General features: G+C 60.1%; 22 protein-coding genes. 15 read left to right on the top strand and 7 right to left on the bottom strand.

Features of this window, described 5'->3' with window-relative positions; genetic code table 11:
• Positions 1-484 precede the first annotated feature (484 nt).
• From ROE7235_RS13000 to ROE7235_RS12970, 7 genes are read right to left on the bottom strand one after another with little or no spacing between them, the layout of a single operon-like run.
• A complete protein-coding gene (locus ROE7235_RS13000) occupies positions 485-925 on the bottom strand; it encodes a DUF6362 family protein (protein ID WP_050663896.1) in 441 nt (146 codons plus the stop codon).
• Positions 922-1122 (bottom strand): hypothetical protein, encoded by a 201-nt coding sequence (locus ROE7235_RS12995; protein ID WP_438829812.1) that lies wholly within the window; start codon positions 1120-1122, stop codon positions 922-924. Before ROE7235_RS12995 ends, ROE7235_RS13000 begins: the two co-directional genes overlap by 4 nt.
• The gene (locus tag ROE7235_RS12990) at positions 1119-1376 is read right to left on the bottom strand and encodes a DUF6378 domain-containing protein (RefSeq protein WP_050663897.1); all 258 of its coding nucleotides are present in this window, start codon (positions 1374-1376) and stop codon (positions 1119-1121) included. Before ROE7235_RS12990 ends, ROE7235_RS12995 begins: the two co-directional genes overlap by 4 nt.
• Positions 1373-1984, bottom strand: a complete 612-nt coding sequence (locus tag ROE7235_RS12985) for a crossover junction endodeoxyribonuclease RuvC (protein WP_442476005.1) — start codon at positions 1982-1984, stop codon at positions 1373-1375. Before ROE7235_RS12985 ends, ROE7235_RS12990 begins: the two co-directional genes overlap by 4 nt.
• 4 nt (positions 1985-1988) lie before the next feature.
• Positions 1989-4394: a phage/plasmid primase, P4 family gene (locus tag ROE7235_RS12980; RefSeq protein WP_050663899.1), complete on the bottom strand. Its 2406-nt coding sequence runs from the start codon at positions 4392-4394 to the stop codon at positions 1989-1991.
• Positions 4355-5104 carry an isoleucyl-tRNA synthetase gene (locus ROE7235_RS12975; RefSeq protein ID WP_050663900.1) on the bottom strand — a complete coding sequence of 250 codons (750 nt, stop codon included), beginning with the start codon at positions 5102-5104 and terminating at the stop codon, positions 4355-4357. The genes ROE7235_RS12980 and ROE7235_RS12975 overlap by 40 nt, the downstream gene beginning before the upstream one ends.
• Entirely contained in the window at positions 5101-5307 is a 207-nt protein-coding gene (locus tag ROE7235_RS12970) for a DUF6511 domain-containing protein (RefSeq protein ID WP_050663901.1), read from the bottom strand. The genes ROE7235_RS12975 and ROE7235_RS12970 overlap by 4 nt, the downstream gene beginning before the upstream one ends.
• A 234-nt stretch (positions 5308-5541) precedes the next feature.
• Between ROE7235_RS12970 and ROE7235_RS12965 the strand changes: the two genes are divergently transcribed.
• From ROE7235_RS12965 to ROE7235_RS12885, 15 genes are all read left to right on the top strand, one after another.
• Positions 5542-6741 (top strand): hypothetical protein, encoded by a 1200-nt coding sequence (locus ROE7235_RS12965; RefSeq protein WP_050663902.1) that lies wholly within the window; start codon positions 5542-5544, stop codon positions 6739-6741.
• Positions 6707-7792 carry a hypothetical protein gene (locus ROE7235_RS12960; RefSeq protein WP_147434213.1) on the top strand — a complete coding sequence of 362 codons (1086 nt, stop codon included), beginning with the start codon at positions 6707-6709 and terminating at the stop codon, positions 7790-7792. The genes ROE7235_RS12965 and ROE7235_RS12960 overlap by 35 nt, the downstream gene beginning before the upstream one ends.
• A gap of 183 nt (positions 7793-7975) precedes the next feature.
• A complete protein-coding gene (locus ROE7235_RS12955; protein ID WP_050663903.1) occupies positions 7976-8587 on the top strand; it encodes a sigma factor in 612 nt (203 codons plus the stop codon).
• Between the two features lie 157 nt (positions 8588-8744).
• Positions 8745-9035 carry a hypothetical protein gene (locus ROE7235_RS12950; protein ID WP_050663904.1) on the top strand — a complete coding sequence of 97 codons (291 nt, stop codon included), beginning with the start codon at positions 8745-8747 and terminating at the stop codon, positions 9033-9035.
• The gene (locus ROE7235_RS12945) at positions 9032-9928 is read left to right on the top strand and encodes an ATP-binding protein (protein ID WP_050663905.1); all 897 of its coding nucleotides are present in this window, start codon (positions 9032-9034) and stop codon (positions 9926-9928) included. The genes ROE7235_RS12950 and ROE7235_RS12945 overlap by 4 nt, the downstream gene beginning before the upstream one ends.
• Positions 9929-9932: 4 nt before the next feature.
• Positions 9933-10559 (top strand): hypothetical protein, encoded by a 627-nt coding sequence (locus ROE7235_RS12940; protein WP_050663906.1) that lies wholly within the window; start codon positions 9933-9935, stop codon positions 10557-10559.
• 11 nt (positions 10560-10570) lie between these two features.
• The gene (locus ROE7235_RS12935; protein ID WP_082237862.1) at positions 10571-12253 is read left to right on the top strand and encodes a DEAD/DEAH box helicase; all 1683 of its coding nucleotides are present in this window, start codon (positions 10571-10573) and stop codon (positions 12251-12253) included.
• A 195-nt stretch (positions 12254-12448) separates the two neighbouring features.
• Complete coding sequence (locus ROE7235_RS12925) at positions 12449-12901, top strand: DUF2924 domain-containing protein (protein WP_121095944.1); 453 nt, start codon at positions 12449-12451, stop codon at positions 12899-12901.
• Positions 12898-14205, top strand: a complete 1308-nt coding sequence (locus ROE7235_RS12920) for a recombinase family protein (RefSeq protein ID WP_121095943.1) — start codon at positions 12898-12900, stop codon at positions 14203-14205. Before ROE7235_RS12925 ends, ROE7235_RS12920 begins: the two co-directional genes overlap by 4 nt.
• Positions 14202-14585, top strand: coding sequence for a ParB/RepB/Spo0J family partition protein (locus ROE7235_RS12915; RefSeq protein ID WP_121095942.1), 384 nt, complete (start codon positions 14202-14204; stop codon positions 14583-14585). The genes ROE7235_RS12920 and ROE7235_RS12915 overlap by 4 nt, the downstream gene beginning before the upstream one ends.
• Positions 14586-14752: 167 nt before the next feature.
• Entirely contained in the window at positions 14753-14953 is a 201-nt protein-coding gene (locus ROE7235_RS12910; protein WP_245963964.1) for a helix-turn-helix domain-containing protein, read from the top strand.
• A 10-nt stretch (positions 14954-14963) separates the two neighbouring features.
• Complete coding sequence (locus tag ROE7235_RS12905; protein WP_121095941.1) at positions 14964-17096, top strand: type I restriction-modification system subunit M; 2133 nt, start codon at positions 14964-14966, stop codon at positions 17094-17096.
• Positions 17097-17183: 87 nt separating this feature from the next.
• Positions 17184-18218, top strand: a complete 1035-nt coding sequence (locus ROE7235_RS12900) for a phosphoribosyltransferase-like anti-phage protein (protein ID WP_147434212.1) — start codon at positions 17184-17186, stop codon at positions 18216-18218.
• Entirely contained in the window at positions 18218-20350 is a 2133-nt protein-coding gene (locus tag ROE7235_RS12890; protein ID WP_220669567.1) for an NADAR family anti-phage protein, read from the top strand. The genes ROE7235_RS12900 and ROE7235_RS12890 overlap by 1 nt, the downstream gene beginning before the upstream one ends.
• Positions 20337-23312: a type I restriction endonuclease subunit R gene (locus ROE7235_RS12885; RefSeq protein WP_121095939.1), complete on the top strand. Its 2976-nt coding sequence runs from the start codon at positions 20337-20339 to the stop codon at positions 23310-23312. Before ROE7235_RS12890 ends, ROE7235_RS12885 begins: the two co-directional genes overlap by 14 nt.
• Positions 23313-23741 lie beyond the last annotated feature (429 nt).

Here is a 23741-nt window from a genome sequence, read left to right as displayed (position 1 = left end):
CTTCGGTGGCATCGATACACTCAGGCGAGCGTGGGTTCGGCGGCAATTCTGGGAGGAGGTGTCGCCGAACCGGGCGCCAGGATGAATTCCTTCAGCGCGGACTTCACTGGACTCCAAGCTGGATTCCCGCTGGACTCCGGAGTCCAGGCTATCCACCGCGGAATCCACCCTCCAAGCCGCTGTTATTGCGTGGTTATTTCCGGTTTTAGGGGTGGACTCCACGCGGGGTGGACTCCCAAAAAAACGGCCCTGTCGCTGGCGAAATTGCGCGCTTCGCCCGCCAGCATACGAAAGTCGCCCGGAAGGAACCAAGAATTCAATGGGTTAGCCGATTGGACCCCGACTGGACCCTTCGGTGGACCCCGGAAGCCAGCGGTGCGGGCCGTCCCGCGCGCCGCGTCGACGCACCTGTCGAACTTACTATTCACATACCGACGGGATGGCAAAAGTGTCTGGCAGAAATTTTGATCGGTGCGATTTTTTTTCAAAGGGCCGGGTCGTCAGCCCGCGCAAGGTCGATGACTTGCTGCATGGAGAGCCGCTGGCTGATGCTTATGCGGTTCAACTTGTGCGCTATCAAACACAGGCCATACACCCAGTGATGATGCGCCGAAGCCCGTCGCAGGCCAACGGTCCGGCAAACATCGCGCCAGCGATATCCGTATGCCCGCAGCCAAACGATCTTCCCATCCATTGGCGCAAGACCAGCGGTCCAGGTCAGCGTCTCTTCCATCCTGCTGATCGCAGCAGGCGACGGCAGCACGCGCATGGGTTTGGGCTCTTGCCCGACCTTGTCGGCAAAACTCTGCACCACCTCGGGCCAGGTGCTGAAGTATCCTGACAGCCGTGGTTCGGGCAACCGTTTCAGAACGAATGCCGCTTCGGAGAGACGGGCTTCAACCAGCGCAGGTGTCCAACTGCTCATCGCCCATCTCCGGCATCCGGTTTGCCGTACAGCTTTTCGCCCAGCTGACGGATTAATTCACGCTCAGGCCAGGTCAGACGGTCATCATCGAGCGACACGGCGAGGAGCTTCTGTTCCTTCCAGCCCTCCCGGCGCACGCGCTCCGGGTCTCGCCGATGACCGCCATATCCCGTTGGTATGAAGCGCATTCCCTTCATTGCTGGGCCTCCGACATCAGCACGGCATAACCGATCACATCGACAAGACTGTCCCGATGGTCGACGTCGTGGGTCAGGCGAACCATTTTCAGGTCGATCATGCAGAGAACCACCTGCGCGGGCGTCACCTCACAACCCAAATTCTGCGACCACCGAGCTGCAATCTTGTCCAACGACACACGTGCCGGGCCGTATTCCTCCGCCCGGATTTCAAGAACCTGCTCTGCTTCTGTGAGGATGATCGAGCGCGTCATGCTACACCTCCATGGGTTTCCACGGCCCAGAGCAGGATCGCGATGGCGTCAGCCTCGTTGTCATCAGCCGGGCTGAACCCACGCGCTCGGGCGGCGGCGATCATGGCGTCTTTGTTGGCGTTGCCTTTTCCGGTGGCGTGTTTCTTGATCGTGCCGACCGGGGCTCCTTGATAGGGCACGCCGCGCAATTCCCCCCAGGTTGTCAGGGTGGCCATGAGGCCGCCATAGACATGCGCCGCGTCTGTGCCGACGTGTCGACGCACTTCTTCGAAATAGATCGCCTCAATGGGCCCAGACAGGCGGTCGATCTCGCTAAGCCAGTTGGTGAAACGCAGAAAGCGCATGCCACCGCCATCGTAGCGGCCGGGCTTGAAGCTGACGGTGCCGCTGGTGATCAGTCCGTCAAAACCACGAAAGGCCCAACCGGTGGTCGTACCAAGATCGAGGGCAAGGATTGCAGGGCGCACATCGCGGTCATGCGCTGAAACCTCATTGACGGGTTTGACGGGTGTTGGCTTATCAGCCGTAGACAGGCGCGCATGCGCGCGCGTAACGCCTATATAGGGTTGACCCGTCAGACCCGTAAATTGTCCAGTTTTCATTGGCATTTTGCTACTCCTGCTCAAATAGGTCATCGCTGCTGTCCTGAATGCGAATTCCGCGAAACCCACGGGCTTTCCCATTGCTGTTCTTCTCAAAACCCCGAGTGCTCAGCGTCTCGGAGAACCGCTTCATGGAACCTGCGTATTCGTTGTTCGCTTCGGCCCATGCCTTCCAGCTGTTGAACAGCTCGGTCGATCCGGCCCAGTGGTTCTGGTTGCCAGTCTCGCAGCGCTCATCGATCCAGCGCCCCAAGGCATCCTCGGCCTCGAAGTAATCCTCGGTTGCGGCCATGACGGCCTGCGGCGCGCGGAGCCCGTGCTTCTGCCATTCCAGGCAGCCCCGCAGCGCCCAGTCGAGGATGCCATCCCGCTCGGCCAGCAGACGGTCAGGCAAGCGCTTGTCGCGTTTTGCTGCTGGGATGGTGACAGTGAAGGGCACCATGTGCAGGCGCCGCTTCATTGCTTCGTCTACATTGCGGATGGAGGGTTTGTGATTTCCGACGATCAGGAGCTTGAACTGCGGAATGAACTCGAAGAAGTCCTGCCGCATGAAGCGTGCGGTGATCTTGTCGCCGCCAGTCAGCGCCTTCAGCTTGCTCTCGGCCCAGCGGCTCCCCTGTTCGGTTTCGATCGAGGTCACGACCCGTGCACCCCGCAGCCCCGCCATGTCGGTTGGGTGGCGATCCCCATGGCTGGCCATGAACATGTCCATCGGTGCCACGGTGGCGTAATCGCCAAGGATTTCGGTCAGCGTGTTGGCGAAGACAGATTTCCCGTTCGCACCTGTGCCATAGAGAAAGAACAGCGCGTGTTCGCTCGTCACGCCGGTCAGGCAATAGCCTGCCATGCGCTGCAGATAGGACTGCAATTCGGCATCACCGCCGGTCACGGTGTCGAGAAAGGCATGCCAGACCGGGCAGTCGCCCTTTGGCGCAGCAGCCGCGATCTTCGTCATGTAGAATGCCGGGTCATGAGGCTGCGACTGACCGTTGCGAAGATCCAGCACGCCCTCGGCGGTGTTGAGCAGCCAGGGATCCCGATCCCAGACATCAGTAGTGGTGGCATGACGCCGATCGCTGCGAGCAAGGCGTTCAACGGCTGCTACGGTCGAGGCCGAAGACAGTTTTGTTCTGACCCGCGCCGAAGGTGACCGGACAGCAGCTGTCCGGCATACATGCCTGGCCAGATCAAAGGCCTGCAGTGTATCCTCGCGCTTCCATATCCGCGCCGTCCAGGTCAGCCATTGCCCCCATGCGGCGACAAAGCGCCAGGCGTCGGCATGCTGATCCGCGAAATTGGCCGCCAAGGCGTCCTCAGAGAAGCGAACCGGGCTGGGGCCACCATCGCCGCTGCCATCGTCACCGCCGGTATTTTCACCATCGCCATCGTCCGGGATGTCCCCATTCCGGGCCTGGTCGCGTCGCCAGAGGCGTTCCGCCTCCTGCTGAAGCCGTGCCTCCGGCCAGGGCGGATCAATACGGGCATCGTTGTAGGCAACGATTTCACCCCATGCCTCTGCCGGTGTGACATGGCCCTCCCGGCAACGGCGGATCCAGTATCCAATGACGCGGGAAAGCGCGTCGAACCTTGTGGTCCCATCAACACCGCCCTCACGGATCGGGCGGGCAAATAGTTCCGGGACCGTCCCGCCATCGGTCGCTGCCGTATTGAAATCGAGCCCATCCGGCACCGCGCCGTCCATGGGCGGCATGGCGAAGATGGCCGCGGTCAGCTCGGCGAGGTCATAGTCCACAGGATTGTGCTCGAGGATGGCGACCAACCGCTTGACCCCCGTCTTGGCATGGACCGACCCCGCCACCCGGATGGGCTGGTGGGCTGATTTGAATGCCGGATCGCCGCCAACCTTGGCCGCTATCATCTGTCGGGCGCGGCAAACCCGGGCGATGTCCTCGCCCTCGGCAGGTTCTGTCAGCCGCCAGTAGATGTGCAGCTTGTCCTGCCCCTGCGGTGTGATCCCACCGGAGGCGACCTCGAGCGTGGGTGTGCCAAGATGCTGGATCAGGTGGGCGCGCTTGGCGGCGATGTCGCCATGATCGAGATCGACCAGAATAACCTGCGTCTGGACCACATGCTCGGCGCGCGCGGCCCCTGCTTCATGGACAGTGCCCGGCACCACAAACAGCGCCATGCCACTCTGCGCGGCCCAATCCGCCTGGTGCGCGAGCTTGAGAACAAGATCGTTGTCGACAGCGACAAAGGGCGTGTGCGGAGGCGCGTCATCGACCCCTTTCTCCGCCAGCGCCCGAACCGGCGCCAAATACTCGCAGTAGCCGAATACGACATCGGCATAGATGGCTATCATGGCCGCATCGGGCATGACGGGCGAGACGGTATCGGCAGTTGTAAGGTGATCCGTCATGCCCAGCACCTCGCGGAATAGGCGCAGAACCGGCATTCGAAATGCTCAGGGTCTGTCGTGTGTCTGGGCAGCTGTTCTCCCGCATCGCAAGCCCGAAGGATTTGCACCGCCTTGTCGCTGGCCGCCTGTGCAAGCGCGCCGTTGAAGGGCACAAGCTCGTGCCAGACCTCGCAGGTGTCCTTATTGACAGCTGTGAAAAGCGCGGGCGTTTCGGTCAGGCCGAGATAAGCCTGATAAAGCGCAATCTGCGCGGCATAGATCGGCTTGGCTTTTGCAACTCCATTCTTGGAGATCGCGCGCCAGTTTTTCGCGTTTGCCGATTTGCATTCCCAGAGCGCGGGGACCGCCATGCCGTTTGGCGCGGCCACGACAACACCATCCGCATGCCCTTGCACCCGGTCACCGGCGACGGAAAAGCCGAACTGGTCCCCATGGCGGTTGCGTGTCCTGAGATCGAACCCCGACTTGCGCAGCCACTCAATCGCGAGGTCCTCAAGAAGATGCCCAAGCGCGAAGATGCGCAACGATTGCCCCGAGAAGCCCCCACCTTCATCTTTCGGCGTCTTGAGGTATTCATATTGGAGGCGGCGCGCGCAGGCATCGCCAAGCCTGCTACCGCCGAGATAATCCCGCTGCGGGTGCTGCGCATTTTCAGCGACAAGAGCGTGGTCGATCAGCGTGTTGATGCTGTCAGCGAAGCTAGGGGGCTTTTCCCTATGATTGAAATCGAGAAAGGCATCGCTCAAAACGGCACCTCGTTCTCGTCGTGCGGAGCTGTGGCAAGCATGCTTTCCTGGAAACCATCCACTGCGGCCTCGGCCAGTTTTTCAGCCTGCTCGGCAGAAAGCTCACTGAAGCGGGTGGACCAGCCGATCTCGGCCATCAGCTCGCCCATGAACTTCATGGCATGCGTCAACGCCCGGCGTTCACGGTCGTCCGGGTCGATCATGACGCTTCCTCATCGAAAGTGGCCGCAATGAAGTCAAAGCCTAGGGCGACGCGCATGGCGCGATCGGGAATCTCGATCATGGGGGAGTGCTCCAGCCGTTTTTCTCACATACCGGCGGGGGGCGTCGTCTGTCGGTTACTGGTCCGCGCAAGATTCATTCAATCACGACCTTGTGTGCCTGCGACGTAATACCTACTTGATCTAGTTGACGATACTTACGGAGCAGCGGCCGCCATGGCGACATTGAAAATTCGCGTTTTTACGAACCCCGATCGACTGAAGCACATAGCCAACGTCCATTTGATCAACCTACTGGCCCCTTGGCGGGAGTATTTCGCCGATCGCGGCGTGGAGATCCCGACCAACCGGGAGGACGAGTTTCCCCACGACAAATTGGCTGAAGCTCTCATGAGCTACGACGAAAATATGCCAATCGACCTGATGAACGGCCTTTATTTCATCGATGAAACCGCATCGAACGAAACGCTGGATGATTTGATCCAGCGCGCCAAAGACGAGAGCATTGAGATTGAGAGCCACGGAAAGTCGACCGCCGCCGACGTCGCTGTACAGATCTGGATCGCGAAACCTGAGCTGCTCGAGGAACGTCATACGAAGACGATCGCATTGCAAAAACAGGCCTTTGTCTATTTTCCGGGTCAGCAGCGTTCTGGGCGCGATCTACCGGATCTCAGTGCGGACAAGCTCGCTGAGATGGCGAAGCTCATGGACCCTTTTTTCGAGGAACGGCAGCGCGGGCGCGGGACCAGGATCTTCGCCTACCCACGCCCCGATGAAAAAAAGGTCTTCCTCCTCGTCCGGCACGGAATGCCGATGACGCGCGAAGGCAAGCATGAGGAGGATGGTGAGCCGGGCGTCGCCTTCTATCGACCGCAGAAGCACGACGTCTTGATATATGACGCCGCAATCGACGTCCTCGGGATCAACGCACAAAGTAAGGGTGAAAAGACCCTGTATCAGGAAGTACTCGGAGAAAAGATCTTCGGTAAGAAGAGCTATTTCGGCGAAGGAGACATCTTCACGTTGGCGCCTATCCGCAACGATGGTCCGAAAATTCAGGAATGCGGCGACATCGATGGTATCGATCAAGTCCGCCTCCTCGAGGTCGTCCGCGTTATTTTGGGCGACGTCACCAGGATCGATATTCAGAAATCCTCTGATCTGTTTAGGGCCCTTGGCGAGAACTGGGGTGCAGTTTTCACGTTCGGTCGTATTACCTCAGCCAAATTCGGATTTGTATTTGAAGGCTCTGCCAAGCAGCGGAGCGTCACCATAAGGTTGGACTCGGCCCGGTACGACCGCGACTCCGATGCAGAGTTTGTTGAAGCCTGGCTACGAGACAAGAATTTCTATGCACCGCCGCAGGAGGAGGACGTCATTGACGAAGATGACAAATCTGTGGCGAGCTCTTGAACAGTGGCCGGGCGCAGCCGCAGCGCGATGCGACTGGCTGAAGGAACTTGGCGACGAGTGGTCTGGTGCCGAGGCGTTTCTACGCAAGAGCGGCCGACGGGCAACCGAACTTGCTTGCCCCAAATCTAGTGAAAACGGCTGCAGCCGACAGATAGTCAAACTCATCGACGGTCGACTGCGCGCCGAGTGCGGCGATATTCCGAACCGGTGTGACTATGCAATTCTTGAGCGTCCGGACATCTCTGTCCTCGAGTTGAATCGTGCACACCTTGCATCGGCACTGGCTGAGGTATTTCATCTTGTAGATGCGCCAGACACCATTGGTCGCGCTCCGGTTCAGTACCTTGGTCGATACGAGATCAGCGCGGGCCGAGGATTTCCTGCATTCCTCGTGCTTCCAACTCCTGGTTTCCCGATCGATCTGGCCAAGCTGGACGAAATTGCCACTGCTTCAGCACCAAAGGTTGTATTCACGCCCACGCGGTCGTCGCTAGACCAAAATGCGCGCAGCTTCCTTGGCTTGAAACAGGCGACCCAGATAGCGCTCGAAGACATAGTTCTGGCTGGTGGAAACGGAAAACTGACTCCGGCTCGACCTATCGACAGTCTATTCTCGACACTTATCGAAGCCATAGTTCCTGCCGGTCACAACGTCCCCACTGGTCCGGGGATTGTGGTGCCGTCGGGAACCAATTGGGCAGCCATTACTATTGAATTCGTTGAGTTGGCGATCATCCGATTAACCGTTGCGGGCACATCACATCGGCTTGGACCTGACGATCTCGAACTCAAAAATGCCACGACGCAGCGCCCAAAGGCGGCTTGGTCTTTCCTGAAGGCGATGGCTCAGCAACGCGGGCGCATTAATCGCCGAAGAACTAACGCCACGGATCAATCACGGATCAGCAAGCAAAAGGAAGCTGCTTCGAAGGCTCTGCGAAATCTGACCGGTATGTCCGAGGATCCGATCAAAGTTGAGGGTGACGACTATGTCGCGTCCTATGTCACTCACGCCGACGATCTTCGGCAGGGCAAACAGGACCAACGCTGACGAAATTTCGTTGAGCCAACTGTAAAAAAGTTCAAAAAAATCGCCTGCCCAAAACCGCTGAAATCCTTTCGATTCAGCGGTTTTTCTTTGTCGTGACGCCACGCCAACAGCCACTCCAACGAATTTTCGCCGGTGCCAAGTACTCGGGCCGCGTGCCCGTCCACCTGGACCAAGGCGAAACTCATGGAGCAGCTTCACAAGCTTACCGACCCCACCACCCGTATTTCCCGCAATATCCGTATCCGTGCCGCAAGGCTCGCGCGCTCAGGTGCCGTGCCCGGGCTTGATGTTGATGACATCGAGCAGGAGTTGCGCCTCGATCTTATCAGACGCGCCCAAAATTTTGATCCCACGAAATCCTCGTTCGACACTTTCGCAGATCGCGTCATCGCCAACCAGATCGCAACGCTGGCCAGCGCCACGAGGGCCGTGCGCGCAGAGAGGGCGATGCAATCCCTGCACGCCCATGTGGGCGAGGATGAGGCTGACGGTGGTCTGACTCTGTCAGACGTCTTGCCCGAAACGGCCGCGATCGATCCTGTTGATGAGTTTGCCCTGTCCCATGGGCCTGGTCTTCGGGGTGATGTCGCAAAGCTGCTGGGCGCGCTCTGCCCCTCGTCACGTCAGGTCGCGATCGCAGTCAGCCACCTCAGCGTCGCCGAGGCCGCGCGTGTTCTCGGGCTTCACCGCAGCACGATTTACGAGCGTCTCACGGTCATCCGGCGGACCGCCCAGAGCCTTGGGTTGGATGGGTATTTCGAGGCTGCCCCGACAGTTTTGGCCCCCCGCCGGTAAGTGAAGGCAAGCAGATCATCGAATTCATGCCGGGCCTTCGGGGGAATGCAAAACTCTCAGGGAAACACCCCGACCGCGAGCTCCAGGGCGGCGTCGGGCCCGGCAGTTGTCACCTGAACGACAATCCCTGGGCACGACGAAAAAGGAGCATTCACACATGTTCACCAGTCCCCTCAAAAAGCTGCGCCAGTCCACTTGGCTGAGCGTAATCCCCGACACGATCGCAGTGCCGGCCATCGGCGGCCGCTCCGCCCGCTCAGTGGCGATTGAACGGGCCTCCATTGATGACATCGCGTTCGCATTGATCCCCCTCAACAAGGAACGCTCCGCGCTCGCGCAAGCCACCATGGCATTGGAAGAGATCATCTCGATGGCCCGTAAGCAGGGCGCGGCGGGCACCGATATCGCCGTCTCGGCTGCTGTCCGCGAACTGGAAGCGCGCAAATGAGCGCGCCCTTCGCACCCGCCCCGCTGAAGATCATCACTGCCGACGAACGGCTCAAGGAAACCCGCGGCATAAAGGGTGTCCTGACCGGCATTTCCGGCATCGGCAAGACCAGCCAGCTCTGGACGATGGATCCGGAACATACGCTCTTCCTGAACCTCGAGGCCGGTGAATTGGCGGTACAGGGCTGGCCCGGAGATGAAATCCGAATCCGTGATTGGGAACGTGCCCGCGATCTGGCCTGCTGGATCGGCGGACCAAATCCGGCGATGCGCGAAGATCAGCCCTACAGCCCGCGCGATTACGACCGCGTCTGCGCCGCATTCGGCGATCCGTCCGTACTCGACAAATACGAGACGGTTTTCGTCGATAGCATTTCGGTCGCCTCCCGCATCTGCATGCAATGGTGCAAGGGACAGCCCCAGGCACAATCCGACCGTAGCGGCAAACCCGACATGCGCGGCGCCTACGGGCTGCTCGGTCAGGAAATGATCGGCTGGCTGACCCACCTCCAGCACACGCCGCGTAAGAACATCTGGTTAGTCGGCCTGCTTGACAAAAAGATTGATGATTTCGGCAAGCCTTATTTTGCGATGCAGGTTGAGGGATCCAAGACCGGCCTCGAACTGCCCGGCATCGTCGATGAGGTCATCACGCTCGCTGAAATCCGCCCCCAAGAGGGCGATCCATTCCGAGCCTTTATCTGCACCACGATCAACGATTTCGGATTCCCTGCCAAAGACCGCAGCGGCCGACTCTCGATGATCGAGCAGGCGCACCTCGGCCGCCTGATGGCCAAGATCCGCGCCGGTCAGGGAACGACCTCCAAATCTGGCCTCGATTTCGAACTGCCCGAGGCAGCACCCCAATCCGATCCCATGACGAAAGGAGCCTGATCCCATGGCTGACAACATGGATTTTAACGGCGCGGACAGCCAGGACGCCGCATTCGATCTCATCCCGGCAAACACGCTGGCCAAGGTAGCCCTGACCATCCGTCCTGGCGGCGCGGGCCCTGAGGGCTGGCTGACCCAGAGCCGCACAAGCTCCGCTCTTTATCTGAATGTCGAGGCAATCGTGCTCGATGGTCCCTACGCGCGGCGGCGGATTTACACGCGCATCGGCTTCAAGGGGAAAAATGTCAACGAACGCGGTGAGGATAGCTATGCAAACCGGGGCCGCGCTCTCATCAGAGGCATTCTCGAATCCGCGCGCGGCATCAAGGCAAGCGATCAGTCGGAGGCGGCCCGCGCCGCACGTCTGATCCGAAGCCTCGGTGATCTCAGCGGGCTGGATTTCGTCGCCAAGATCGGCGTCGAAAAGGATCGCGACAATCCCGAAGATACCGGACGCAACGTGATCAAGGCGGCCATCGGCCCCGATCACGGCCAGTATCTTGCGGTGATGGGTGCTGCGCCCACGCCTGCGCCCCCCAACACCGCGCCAACTTCGGCATATGGCGGCAGCGCTGCCCCCCCCGGTGCGGATCCCGCCAGTTCTGGCAATGCGCCGTTCTGGGCACGCTAAGGGAGGCTGGCATGATTCCTCGTGATTATCAGCGGGCAGCGGTGGATGCCGCCCATAACCGCACGGCCGAGAATGGCAACACCATGCTCGTGCTGCCCACCGGTGCGGGCAAGACGGCCATCGCAGGCTTCTATGTCGGTGAACAGGCAGAACGGGACCGCAATGCCAAGGTGCTGGTTCTCCAGCACACCGACGAACTTATCGAGCAGAACCGTTCGGCGATGGGTCACATCTCGGGCCTGAACACCTCGGTGGTCAAGGCGGAGCAGGACTGCTGGGACGGCCGCGTGGTGTTTGGCAGCGTGCAGACGCTGGCGCGCGTCAATCGGCGCGAGGCCATGCCGACCATATCACACCTGATCATCGACGAATGCCATCGCGCCGCGGCCACCAGCTATCAATCCGTGATCGAGCATGTGCGCGGCCTGAACCCGAAGGCCAAACTGCTCGGTCTTTCCGCCACCCCCGGTCGCGGGGACGGCCAGTCCTTGCGCAAAACCTTCAGCAACGTGGGCTACCATCTCCGGATCGGCACGCTGATCGCGCGGGGCCTGCTGGTGCGGCCCCGGACCTATACCATCGATCTCGGCGTCGAGGATGAACTGTCCGGGATCAACAGCACCGCCGGTGATTTCGACATGCGCCAGGCCGATAAGGTGCTGAACCGCACGGTGCTCAATGAGACCGTCGTGGAACACTGGAAAGATAAAGCGGCAGACCGGCGCACGATATTCTTCTGCTCGACGGTGGCCCACGCTGAGGCCGTTGCTGAAGCATTCCGCGCGGATGGCGTCTCGGCCGAAACCATCACGGGCGACATGGCCGCCGGAGCGCGCGCCGACCTTATATCGCGGTTTGACCGCGGAGAGGTTCAGGTCCTTGCCAATTGTATGGTGCTGACCGAGGGGTTTGACAGTCAGCCGGTAGGATGCATCGGCATCCTGCGCCCCATGCTGCACAAAGGCACCTTCATCCAGTCCGTTGGGCGCGGCCTTCGGCGCGTCGATCCAGAGCGCTATCCCGGCATGATAAAGACAGATTGCATCGTGCTGGATTTTGCCGGTGCGGCGATGCGCCATGGGTCGCTGGAACAGGACATCGGCCTCGAAGATGAGGATACGCCCACCGGGGCTCAGCCGTGGAAGACCTGCCCGTCATGTGAGGCAGAACTGCCCCTCGGGGCATCCATCTGCGATTTCTGCGGCCACATTTTCACGCGGGATACCGGCGAGAAGCGGTTACTGACCGCGTTCGAGATGACCGAGATCGATTTGCTGGATCGCTCACCCTTCTCGTGGGTCGCGCTGCATGAAGACGAACAGGCGCTTATGGCCAGCGGGTTTCAGGGCTGGGCTGGCGTCTTCCATGACGGCACGCTCTGGTACGCGCTTGGCCGCCCCAAAGGCAAAGCCATCCGCACATTGGCTGTTGGCACACGGGTGCAGGCGCTTGCGGCAGCAGATGACTTTCTGCGAGAGACCGAAACCAGCAACGCCTCGGCCAAGAGCAAGCGCTGGTTGAACGATCCAGCCACCCTCCGCCAGATCGAACTGCTGACGCGCGCCGGATTTGAAATCAGTGGTATGGATTTCGGCCTCTCCAAATACGCCGCCAACTGCCATCTCAACTTTCGCTGGAACCGCGCAGGCATCCGCAGCGCGGTGATGCGCGATTTGGCGCGGAACGCCGCATGAAACGCCCCAACGCGCTCCCACCCGACCGAATGACACCCGTCGAACGTCGGACCGAACTGTGCGGCCTGCTGGCGCTCGGCCTGATGCGACTGCGCCATCGAGACAAGGCGCAACCATCTGCGGATACGGGAGAAAGTTGCCTACACTCTCCGCCCGACGAATGCCTTCATGCAACTCCATTCAACGGAGAACACCATGAAGACGCCTGACCCCATCCCCGCGCGCCTCGCCGCGCTCAAGACTACCTCGACACCGGACTTGAAGCAGCAATGGCGCGACCTGTTCGACACCGAGCCGCCGCCGTTCAACCGGCGCTATCTCGAAAGCCGGCTGGCGTATCGCATCCAGGAACTGGCCTATGGCGGGCTGAAACCCGAGACCGTCCGGCGGCTGGAGCGGCTCGGCGAGGAACTCGACGGCGGCGACCGCAAGAAGAGCCGCATCCGCGCCGACATGACACCCATCGCCGGCACGCGGCTGATCCGCGAGTGGCAGGGTGTCGAACAGATCGTCACGGTCACTTCTGACGGCTTCGAATGGCAGGGGCGGCACTACAAGTCCCTGTCGGCCATCGCCCGCGCCATCACCGGCACACGCTGGAACGGCTGGGTATTCTTTGGGCTGAAAAACCACCGGAGGTCAGCATGACCAAACCCATCGTCCGGAAACTGCGCTGCGCCGTTTACACCCGCAAATCCTCCGAGGAAGGGCTGGAGCAGGAGTTCAACAGCCTGCACGCCCAGCGCGAGGCCTGCGAATCCTACATCGCCAGCCAACGGTCCGAGGGCTGGGTGCTGGTTCGCGATCAGTTCGATGATGGCGGGATATCCGGCGGCACGCTGGAACGCGCAGGACTGAAGCGGCTGCTGGAGGACATCGAGGACGGGCTGGTGGACGTGGTCGTGGTCTACAAGATCGACCGCCTGTCACGCTCGCTGGCCGATTTCGCCAAGCTGGTCGAGGTCTTCGACCGCAACGGCGTGACCTTCGTCTCGGTGACGCAGTCATTCAACACCACGACGTCCATGGGCCGGCTGACACTGAATATCCTGCTCAGCTTCGCCCAGTTCGAGCGCGAGGTGACCGCCGAACGCATTCGCGACAAGGTCGCTGCGAGCCGGAAGAAGGGCATGTGGATGGGCGGTGTGCCGCCCTACGGCTACCGCGTCGAAAACCGCAAGTTGGTGATCGACGAAGAGGCCGCTGCGCATGTGCGCTGGATCTTCGCCCGCTTCCTCGAGATCGGGTCCTGCACGGAACTGGCGCGAGAGCTCGGCACGCGCGGCATCCGCACGCCGCGAGGGAACAGGATCGACAAGAAATACCTGTATCGCCTGCTGAACAACCGCGCCTACATCGGTGAAGCGGTCCACAAGGGCGACAGCTATCCCGGCGAGCATGACGCCATAATTGATCGAGCGGTTTGGGACAAGGTACATGCCATCCTGACCGAAAGCCCCCGCAAACGCGCCGCGCGCACCCGTGCGGACACGCCCGCGCTTCTGAAAGGGCTGCTCTATGGCCCGGATGGCGCGGCCTTCTCGCCAACCCACACGCGCAAGGGTGGCAAACTCTACCGATACTATGTCAGCCAGTCGGTGCTGAAGCATGGTGCCGGGTCATGCCCGGTTGGCCGGGTTCCAGCGGGCGAAATCGAAACCGCCGTCATCGACCAACTTCGCGCCGTGTTCCGCCAACCAGAAATCGTGGCGGGCACATGGAAGGCGGCCCGCTCGCAGGATGGCGAGATCACCGAGGCCGACGCCCGTGACGCGCTGACCCGTCTTGATCCGCTGTGGGATGAGCTCTTCCCCGCTGAACAGGCGCGCATCGCGACACTGCTGGTCGAGCGGATCGACATCGGCACTGATGGCCTGAATGTCCGCCTCCGCATAGACGGTTTGACCGGGCTGGCGCGTGAAATGATGGCTGATCTCGGAGAAGTTGCATGACCCGTGCGAAGGCAGTGCCGGAAACGGTGACAGTACATGTCCCATTTCGCTTCGTTAAGCGTGGCGGGCGTAAGGAGATGCAGCTGCCGGACAGTGCATCCAGCCACCGAAAGATGGACAACACGTTGGTCAAGGCGCTGGCGCGGGCGTTTCGCTGGAAGCGGATATTGGAATCCAGCGAGTTCACTACCATCGCCGAGCTCGCAGAACGCGAAGGCATCGCACCGTCCTACATGACGCGCGTCATGCGGTTGACGCTGCTCGCGCCAGACATCGTCGAGGTGATTCTCGACGGGAGGCAAGGACCGGAGGTGACGCTGGCACGAGCGCTGGAGCCGTTTGCGTCAGAATGGGCACTGCAGCGTCTATCTTTAACCTGATCGACGCAATCGGTCCCAATTCGACATTCTGGCAAGAAATCCAGATTGACCGCTTTCGGCTTTTGCCTTTCGCGGCAGTCGTACCTTGGCTCGCGAACAACCTGGGCTCATCTGGACTGGCTTGCCCTAGTTTGCCCTGCTATGCTCTGAAAAACTGGAGGGGCGCAATGATGACGGATGCAGCTGAGCAAGCCATGACCTTTCGAGATGTGGCTGGCTATCTGAACGTCGACGAGAAGACCGTCTATCGGCTCGCTAAACGTGGTGAACTACCTGGTTTTAAAGTCGCTGGCGCATGGCGCTTCAAGAGATCGGACCTCGACTGTTGGATCGATTTGCAAAAAGAAGCTGCGCAAAAAAACAATTGAGGACAAACGAGTGAGCGATTTAAATATCAGTAATTTCATATGGAGCATCGCTGACGATATTCTGCGCGACGTATATGTTCGAGGCAAATATCGGGATGTGATCTTGCCAATGACGGTTATTCGTCGTCTCGATGCCGTACTTGAACCTACAAAGGATGCCGTGCTGACCATGAAGGGGCAGCTGGACAATGCCGGCGTCGCCAACCAGCATGCAGCTCTTTGCCAAGCGTCTGGCGAGGCATTCTACAACACTTCGCAGTTCCGACTTCGCGACCTTACTGCGCGCGCACGTCGTCAGCAGCTGAAGTCAGACTTCGAGGCCTATCTCGACGGCTTCTCCCCAAACGTCCAGGAAGTGCTGGACAAGTTCAAGTTCCGGAATCAGGTTCCGACGCTTGTCGAGGCGGACGCGCTAGGATTCCTAATCGAAAAGTTCCTTGACCCATCAGTCAATCTCAGCCCTAAGCCAGTTTTGCACCAAGACGGAAGAGTGCGTCTGCCGGGGCTCGACAACCACTCCATGGGAACAATCTTCGAGGAGCTGATAAGGCGGTTCAACGAAGAGAACAACGAAGAGGCCGGAGAGCACTTCACGCCACGCGACGTGGTAGAGCTCATGTCGTACCTGATTTTCATGCCGGTCGCGGATGATATTCAGTCGGGTACCTATCTTGTATATGATGGTGCCTGCGGCACGGGTGGCATGTTGACCGTGGCGGAAGAGACGCTGGTCAAGCTGGCAGCCGATCATGAGAAAGAGGTGTCGGTTCATCTCTACGGACAGGAGGTCAACCCTGAGACCTTTGCCATCAGCAAGGCGGACCTCATCCTCAAGGGGGAAGGCGCCGAAGCCGAAAACATGAAATATGGCTCGACGCTCTCCAGTGATGCATTTCCATCGAGCGAATTCGATTTCATGCTTTCGAACCCGCCCTATGGCAAGAGCTGGAAATCCGATCTCGACCGGCTCGGCGGCAAGAAGGATATCAAAGATCCCCGCTTCGTGATCGAGCACGGTGGCGATCCCGAGTACAGCCTGATCACGCGCTCCAGCGATGGCCAGATGGTTTTTCTAGCCAACATGCTGAGCAAGATGAAGAGGGCCACCAAGGTTGGCAGCCGGATCGCTGAGGTCCACAATGGCTCATCTCTGTTTACAGGCGACGCGGGATCCGGGGAAAGCAATGTGCGGCGCTGGGTCATCGAGAATGATTGGCTCGAAGCCATCATCGCGCTGCCGCTCAACATCTTCTATAACACCGGCATTGCGACCTACATCTGGGTGCTCAGCAATCGCAAGGCAGAGTCGCGCAAGGGCAAAGTCCAACTGATCGACGCGACGGCGTGGTTCAAACCGCTGCGGAAAAACCTCGGCAAGAAGAACTGCATTCTCCGGCCGGACGACATCAAGCACATCTGCGATAGCTTCCTCTATAGCGAGGAAAGCGAGCAGTCGAAGATCTTCCCCAACGCGGCGTTCGGCTATTGGAAGGTGACGGTCGAGCGGCCCTTGCGCTTGAAGGCTGAACTGTCGGCGAGCACACAGCGCCGCTTCGCCAAGGTGTGTGCCGAGGCCGCTGAAGAGCCCCTTATTAGCGTTTTGGAAGAGGTGACCGAACGGTTGGGCGAAGGCCCCCATCTCGATTTCAACCACTTCACCGAAGAAACCGAAGCTGTCGCGAGTAAGCACGGCGTCCGCATGACAGCAAAACGCCGAAAGCTCCTGGTGGCAGGGTTGGGCATCAAAGATCCTGGAGCGGAACCGGTGATCAAGAAGGTGTCCAAGATCAAGCCGGGCGCTGATGCCGAAACCGACGCCCTGTACGGCAATTACCATAGGGCCGTCGACGGCAAGAAGGCGATCATGGAATACGAGCCGGACACCGAGTTGAGAGACACTGAGCAGGTGCCCTTTCTCGAAGATGGGGGCATCGAGGCCTTCTTTCGCCGCGAGGTTCTGCCTCATGCGTCGGACGCATGGATCGACCCGTCGAAGACGCTCATCGGCTATGAAATCTCGTTCACCCGGCACTTTTACCAGCCGCAGCCGCTTCGGACTCTCGAGGAGATCGAAGCTGACATCAGAGCGCTCGAACAGGAAACCGAAGGACTGTTCGAAGAAGTGCTCACTGGAGGCCGATGAGCATGCCGGCAGTGCAAAACATCAATACTTATCGCGAGGGCTTCTTTGGTGGAGCTTGGAAGCGATGCCAGCGCGGAGGAATTATATATGGCTGAACGAGATGACCTTTTGGCGTCGATTGCAGCTACAACTGCCGACTACCGGGAAGCCGACGGGGAAGTACCGACACCAGAACGGGTCGAGCGTTGGATCAGCCAGTTCGATGCAGCAGTACAAATCCCCATCCTGCGCGAGATGGACCACGTCCTCAAGCACACCTACTTCTCGCGAAAGGGGACGAGAAAGTTCCTGGCCGGACTGTTCCAAACCGAAAAGCTCGTCGGCGAGGACCCATGCGCCTTCTGGAAGGGCGTGAAGTTCCTTGACATTCAGGGCGGCGGCGCCAGCCAGAAGGAGATGCTCGCGCTGTTCAGCAAGGTGCTGGAGAAAAAGTGCGGGTTTGAAGCTGCCGACTGCGGCGCTGCACCCCACGCTTTCGTCTATCTGGATGACGCCATCTTCACCGGGAACCGTGTCAGGCGCGATCTCGAAACATGGATCGCTGAGCAGGCTCCGGCCGAAGCGAAGGTGCACGTCATCACGATCGCGCTGCATAGCGGCGGCCAGTACTACGCCAACGGCAAAATCAAAGAAGCGGCGAAGGCCGCGGGCAAAAATATTGACCTGACCTGGTGGCGCGAAATCGAGCTGGAAGACCGGAAGGCCCACACAACAACGTCAGATGTTTTGAGGCCGGTTGCGATCCCCGAGGACGAGGGAGTGAAAGCCTATGTGGCTGGCATGCGCTTTCCGCCAAATCTGCGCACCGCAGGTCATATCGGCGGGAACGGTATCTTCTCCAGCGATGCCGGCCGCCAGCTTCTGGAAGTGGAATTCCTGAAGGCAGGCATGCGCATCCGGCAAATGTGCCCGCACCTGAACCAGTACCAGCGACCGCTCGGCAACATGATCCTCGACACGCTTGGCTTCGGCTCGCTAATCGTCACATTCAGGAACTGCCCGAACAACGCGCCCCTAGCACTTTGGGCCGGCGATCCCTGGCATCCCCTGTTCCCGCGGACGACCAACAGCGACACGTCGATGAAGCGCTTCATGGCGATGCTGGCGAAGGACGTGTTCTGATGTCCCAAGCCAGCCAGGTTCGCACGTATGATCCCTCTGCCAGCGTCGTCTTCCTGAAGACGAACGAGCGGTTTGGCGGTCTGTCGAACATGGCGCCGGGCTTTCCGCTGCGGGTGAACGGGGTTCGCATCCGCACGTCGGAAGCCCTCTACCAGGCCTGCCGCTTCCCGCATCTGCCGGACGTGCAGCGCAAGATCATCGACGAGCATAGCCCGATGACGGCGAAGATGCGCAGCAAGCCGTTCCGCAAGGACTCGCGGCCGGACTGGGACGCGGTGCGCGTGAAGATCATGCGCTGGTGTCTTCGGGTGAAGCTGGCGCAGAACTGGCGCGAGTTCGGCAGGCTGCTGCTGGCAACCGAGGACCGCCCCATCGTCGAGCAGTCTCGCAAAGATGATTTCTGGGGCGCGAAGGTGGCCGACGACGGTTCGCTCGTCGGCATGAACGTGCTGGGCCGCCTGCTGATGGAGCTTCGCGAGCAGCTGAAGGGCGCTGAGGCGGAGAGCCTGCACGCCGTAGAGCCCCTGGCGATCCCCGAGTTTCTTCTGTTCCAGCGGCCGATCGAGGTGATTTGCACCGCCGACGGAGCCTCCCAGCCGGTCGGGATCGAGCCGCACCCGTCGCGATCGGTTGCACCGCCACCGCCGCGCGACCTGCCGCAACCCTCGCTTTTCGACCAGCCGATGATCGCCAAGGGCCAAATGGATATTCAAGCCAATCCCGCCGTCGAGGCGAAACCGAAGCAGTCGCCAGCAGCATATCCGACATATAGACCCGCGCGAGTTCATTGGCTCGGTGAGATCCCGGCGCATTGGCAGGAGAAGCGCGGAAAGTACTTCTTCCGCGAAATCGACGAGCGTTCGCGGACTGGCGAGGAGGAGCTGCTTTCAGTCTCCCACACCACCGGCGTGACACCGCGCAGCCAGAAGAACGTGACAATGTTTAAGGCCGAGTCCTACGTCGGCCACAAGGTGGCGCGGCCGAACGACGTGGTCATCAACACGATGTGGGCGTGGATGTCGGCGCTTGGCGTCTCGAAGAACGTGGGGATCGTAAGCCCGGCCTATGGCGTCTATCGACCCCTGAACTCGGAGGACTTCCTACCCGAGTACGTCGACTACCTCCTGCGCACGCCGATGCTGAGGTGGGAGTACATCTGCCGCTCGACCGGCATTCGGGCATCGCGGTTGCGGCTCTATCCCGACAAGTTCCTCGACATCGCGTTCCCTTGCCCGCCGCGCGAGGAGCAGGAGCGCATGGTTGCCTTCCTTCACGCCAAGGAAGTGCAAGTCCGCCGCCTGATCCGCAACAAGCGGCGGCTGATCGGGCTGTTGACCGAGCAGAAGCAGGCGATCATCAACCGGGCCGTCACGCGCGGCCTCGACCCCAATGCCCCAATGAAGCCCACCGGCATCGACTGGATGCCTGAGGTTCCGGCGCATTGGGAGGTCAAGCGGTTGAAAACACTGGTTCGCAACGTCACCGAGCAAACGAACTCTCTCAGCGATGGGGACACCTACATCGCGCTTGAGCATGTAAAGAGCTGGACGGGTGAAATCACACCACCAGGCGACGACATAGCTTTTGACAGTCAGGTGAAGCGGTTTGCAGCTGGCGATGTGCTTTTCGGCAAGCTCCGTCCTTACCTCGCAAAGGTGACGCGGCCGCAGCAATCCGGGGTCTGTGTCGGAGAGTTCTTGGTTCTGCGGCCTATAGAAGACTTACCAAGCGCCAAATTTCTAGAGGTCAAGCTCTGCTCGAAAACAGTAATCGACATCGTGAATAGCTCAACCTTCGGAGCAAAGATGCCGCGTGCCGAGTGGGGCTTCATCGGCAATCTCCGCATTGCCTTTCCTCCGAGCCCCGACGAGCAGGAAACAATGCTGAGTTCAATCGCGTCGGAAACCAGCACGCTCACCAATGCAATTAGCCGGACTGAAAATGAGATCGCGCTGATAGCAGAATACCGCGAGCGCCTGATTGCCGATGTCGTCACCGGCAAGCTGGACGTGCGCCATATCGAGATCGCCGCACCTGCAGACGAGCCGATCGCCGACGAGGACGACACGCTTGAGGAAGAACTGGAAAGCGACGACGCCGAGGTGATGGAGGGGGCCGATGCCGACGACTGACACCAGCGAAAAAGGCCTCGAAGCCCTCATCGTCCGCTCGCTGATCGACGAGGCGGTTTACGTCGCCGGGGACTCGAAGGATTTCGACCGGGACCATGCCGTCGACCTGGCGAAGCTGTTCGACTTCCTGAACGCCACGCAGCCGGAGGCCGTCGAAGCCCTCGGCATCGGCGTGGACGGACCGAAGCGGCTGCAGTTCCTGCACCGGCTGCAAGGCGAGATCGCAAAGCGTGGCGTCATCGACGTGCTGCGGGGCGGCGTGAAGCACGGCCCCGGCTCGGTCGAGCTGTTCTTCGGCACGCCGACCCCCGGCAACGTGAAGGCCGAGGAGCTGTTCGCCGCCAACGTCTTCAGCGTCACCCGCCAGCTGCACTATTCCAAGGATGCGACCAAGCTGTCGCTCGACGTGGCGCTGTTCATCAACGGCCTGCCCGTGGCAACGTTCGAGCTGAAAAACAGCCTGACCAAGCAGACGGTCGAGGACGCGATTGAGCAGTACAAGCGCGACCGCGATCCCAAGGAGCTGCTGTTCCAGTTCGGCCGCTGCGTCGTCCATTTCGCCGTGGACGACCACGAGGTGCGGATGTGCGCGCACCTGAAGGGCAAGGCGTCCTGGTTCCTGCCGTTCAACAAGGGCTGGAACGACGGCGCGGGGAACCCGCCGAACCCCCATGGCCTGAAGACCGATTATCTGTGGAAGCAGGTCCTTACCAAGCGCAACCTCACCGACATCCTGGAAAACTATGCGCAGGTGGTCGAGGAAACGGACGAGCGGGGAAAGAAGAAGCCGCCGAAGCAGGTCTTCCCGCGCTTTCACCAGCTCGACGTCGTGCGCAAGCTGCTGACGGATGCCGAGGCCTCGGGCGCCGGGCGGCGCTACCTGATCCAGCACTCGGCAGGTTCGGGCAAGAGCAACTCGATTGCCTGGCTTGGCCACCAGCTGATCGGGCTGGAGACCGGTGGCAAGCCGACCTTCGACACCGTAATCGTGGTCACCGACCGCCGCGTGCTCGACAAGCAGATCCGCGACACCATCAAGCAGTTCGCACAGGTGTCTTCCATCGTCGGAGCGGTGACCGAAGGGTCGCAGCAGCTGCGGACCTTTCTGCAGCAGGGCAAGAAGATCATCATCACCACGGTGCAGAAGTTCCCGTTCATCCTGGATGAGATCGGGGACGGGCATCGCGGGCGAACCTTCGCCATCATCATCGACGAGGCGCATTCCAGCCAGGGCGGCCGGACCTCGGCGAAGATGAACATCGCACTCGCCGCGAACGGCGCCGAGGAAGAAGAGGAAACGGTCGAGGACACCATCAACCGACTGATGGAAGCGCGGAAGGTGCTGCCGAACGCGAGCTATTTCGCTTTCACCGCTACGCCCAAGAACAAGACACTGGAGATTTTCGGCACGGCGGTCCCCGAGGGCGGGAAAGTCAGGCACGTCCCATTCCACAATTATTCGATGAAGCAGGCCATCGAAGAGGGTTTCATCCTCGACGTGCTCAAGCACTACACGCCGGTCGAGAGCTACTACCGGCTCATGAAGACGGTGGAGGACGATCCGCAGTTCGACGCCAAGCGGGCGCAGAAAAAGCTCCGGCGCTATGTCGAATCCCATGACCATGCCATCCGCAAGAAGGCGGAGATCATGGTCGATCATTTCCACGACCAGGTGATGGCCCATCGCAAAATCGGCCGAGCAGCGCGCGCCATGGTGGTGACCAGCGGAATTCACCGCGCCATCCAGTATTTTCACGCCTTCGGGGAGTATCTGAAGGAGCGAAAGAGCCCCTACCAGGCCATCGTTGCCTTCTCCGGAGAGCACGAATACGGCGACCAGAAGGTGACCGAGGCGTCGCTCAATGGCTTTCCGAGCAACAAGATCGAGGAGACGATCCAGAAGGACCCATACCGGTTCCTCATCGTCGCCGACAAGTTCCAGACTGGTTACGATGAGCCGCTGCTGCACACGATGTACGTGGATAAGACGCTGTCGGGCATCAAGGCCGTGCAGACGTTGTCACGCCTGAACCGGGCACATCCGCAGAAGCACGACACCTTCGTGCTGGATTTCATGAACGATGTGGATGGCATCAAGGCGTCGTTCGAGGACTATTACCGCACGACGATCCTGAGCGAAGAGACCGATCCGAACAAGCTGCACGACTTGAAAGCGCGGCTCGACGGCTACCAAGCCTACTCCTGGGAGCAGGTGGAGGACCTCGTGGCGCTCTATCTCGGTGGCGCCGACCGGGACAAGCTCGACCCCATCCTCGACGCCTGTGTCGCGGTATACAAGGCCGACCTGGATGAAGATGGGCAGGTAGACTTTAAGGGCAAGGCGAAGGCTTTCACGCGCACCTATGGATTCCTCGCGGCCATCCTGCCCTACACGAATGCGGAATGGGAGAAGCTCTCGATATTTCTGAACTTCCTCACCCCGAAATTGCCGGCGCCTGAGGAGCAGGATCTCTCGAAGGGCATCCTCGAAGCCATCGACATGGACAGCTACCGGGTCGAGGCGCAGGCGACAATGGCGATTGCGCTTCCCGATGCCGACGCGGAAATCGGACCTGTGCCGTTGGGCGGAGGCGGTCGCAAGCCTGAACCGGAACTGGACCTGCTGAGCAACATTCTGAAAACGTTTAACGAGATGTTCGGCAACATCGATTGGAAAGACGCCGACAAGATCGGGAAGGTGATCGCTGAGGAACTCCCCACGAAGGTTGCGGCGGACAAGGCCTACCAGAATGCGATGCAGAACTCGGACAAGCAGAACGCCCGCATTGAGCATGACAAGGCACTGGAGCGCGCTGTCATCGAGCTGCTGACGGACCATACCGAGCTGTTCAAACAGTTCAGCGACAATCCATCGTTCAAGAAATGGCTCTCGGAGACGATCTTCGCGGCGACCTATGCCGACAAGGCGGCGCAAACCGGTTCGGCTGCTACTCGCAGCTGAACTAGAGCCGTTGTCAATGGCTGGGTTCCACCCACCTATCCAATAATGAGAAGCGGGTGGAGCCCAAAGGCTTTGTATGAAGTCTGCTAACCCCAGACGGCGAGGTTTGGATCTGAGGCCTATTTTACGAACGCGACCGGCGTCGGAGTGCTTAGCGGCACCGACAAAAAATCGCATCACCCCAACGACTTACAACCTAAACACCAAATCGGCGCAGTCATGAGGTCCGGAGAATATCGGCCCGGAGAGAATGCTTTGAGCACTCCGCCTACTAGGGCCGGTGTTTAGCTTCTCCCGCATAACCCCCCAAACTAACGGAAAAATCCGGCCGCAGCCGGATCGGGAGAACCGTTTCTAAAGGGCAAGTGGCGGAGACGAAGGCCGCCATGCTAGTTTCCCACGTCTTCCGTGAACTTCCCTAAATGTCTC

It is taken from the genome of Roseinatronobacter ekhonensis (assembly GCF_900499075.1).
GTDB classification, from domain to species: domain Bacteria; phylum Pseudomonadota; class Alphaproteobacteria; order Rhodobacterales; family Rhodobacteraceae; genus Roseinatronobacter; species Roseinatronobacter ekhonensis.
This window is presented reverse-complemented; position numbering and strand designations above follow the sequence as displayed.

Excerpts from the sequence above, each read along its gene's own strand:
- ROE7235_RS12965 (WP_050663902.1), top strand. The coding sequence starts at position 5,542 with ATGGCGACATTGAAAATTCGCGTTTTTACGAACCCCGATCGACTGAAG.
- ROE7235_RS12990 (WP_050663897.1), bottom strand. The coding sequence starts at position 1,376 with ATGACGCGCTCGATCATCCTCACAGAAGCAGAGCAGGTTCTTGAAATC.
- ROE7235_RS12950 (WP_050663904.1), top strand. The coding sequence starts at position 8,745 with ATGTTCACCAGTCCCCTCAAAAAGCTGCGCCAGTCCACTTGGCTGAGC.
- ROE7235_RS12955 (WP_050663903.1), top strand. The coding sequence starts at position 7,976 with ATGGAGCAGCTTCACAAGCTTACCGACCCCACCACCCGTATTTCCCGC.
- ROE7235_RS12940 (WP_050663906.1), top strand. The coding sequence starts at position 9,933 with ATGGCTGACAACATGGATTTTAACGGCGCGGACAGCCAGGACGCCGCA.
- ROE7235_RS12910 (WP_245963964.1), top strand. The coding sequence starts at position 14,753 with ATGATGACGGATGCAGCTGAGCAAGCCATGACCTTTCGAGATGTGGCT.
- ROE7235_RS12970 (WP_050663901.1), bottom strand. The coding sequence starts at position 5,307 with ATGATCGACCCGGACGACCGTGAACGCCGGGCGTTGACGCATGCCATG.
- ROE7235_RS12900 (WP_147434212.1), top strand. The coding sequence starts at position 17,184 with ATGGCTGAACGAGATGACCTTTTGGCGTCGATTGCAGCTACAACTGCC.
- ROE7235_RS13000 (WP_050663896.1), bottom strand. The coding sequence starts at position 925 with ATGAGCAGTTGGACACCTGCGCTGGTTGAAGCCCGTCTCTCCGAAGCG.
- ROE7235_RS12915 (WP_121095942.1), top strand. The coding sequence starts at position 14,202 with ATGACCCGTGCGAAGGCAGTGCCGGAAACGGTGACAGTACATGTCCCA.
- ROE7235_RS12995 (WP_438829812.1), bottom strand. The coding sequence starts at position 1,122 with ATGAAGGGAATGCGCTTCATACCAACGGGATATGGCGGTCATCGGCGA.
- ROE7235_RS12925 (WP_121095944.1), top strand. The coding sequence starts at position 12,449 with ATGAAGACGCCTGACCCCATCCCCGCGCGCCTCGCCGCGCTCAAGACT.
- ROE7235_RS12945 (WP_050663905.1), top strand. The coding sequence starts at position 9,032 with ATGAGCGCGCCCTTCGCACCCGCCCCGCTGAAGATCATCACTGCCGAC.
- ROE7235_RS12980 (WP_050663899.1), bottom strand. The coding sequence starts at position 4,394 with ATGCCGGTTCTGCGCCTATTCCGCGAGGTGCTGGGCATGACGGATCAC.
- ROE7235_RS12985 (WP_442476005.1), bottom strand. The coding sequence starts at position 1,984 with ATGCCAATGAAAACTGGACAATTTACGGGTCTGACGGGTCAACCCTAT.
- ROE7235_RS12935 (WP_082237862.1), top strand. The coding sequence starts at position 10,571 with ATGATTCCTCGTGATTATCAGCGGGCAGCGGTGGATGCCGCCCATAAC.
- ROE7235_RS12885 (WP_121095939.1), top strand. The coding sequence starts at position 20,337 with ATGCCGACGACTGACACCAGCGAAAAAGGCCTCGAAGCCCTCATCGTC.
- ROE7235_RS12920 (WP_121095943.1), top strand. The coding sequence starts at position 12,898 with ATGACCAAACCCATCGTCCGGAAACTGCGCTGCGCCGTTTACACCCGC.
- ROE7235_RS12890 (WP_220669567.1), top strand. The coding sequence starts at position 18,218 with ATGTCCCAAGCCAGCCAGGTTCGCACGTATGATCCCTCTGCCAGCGTC.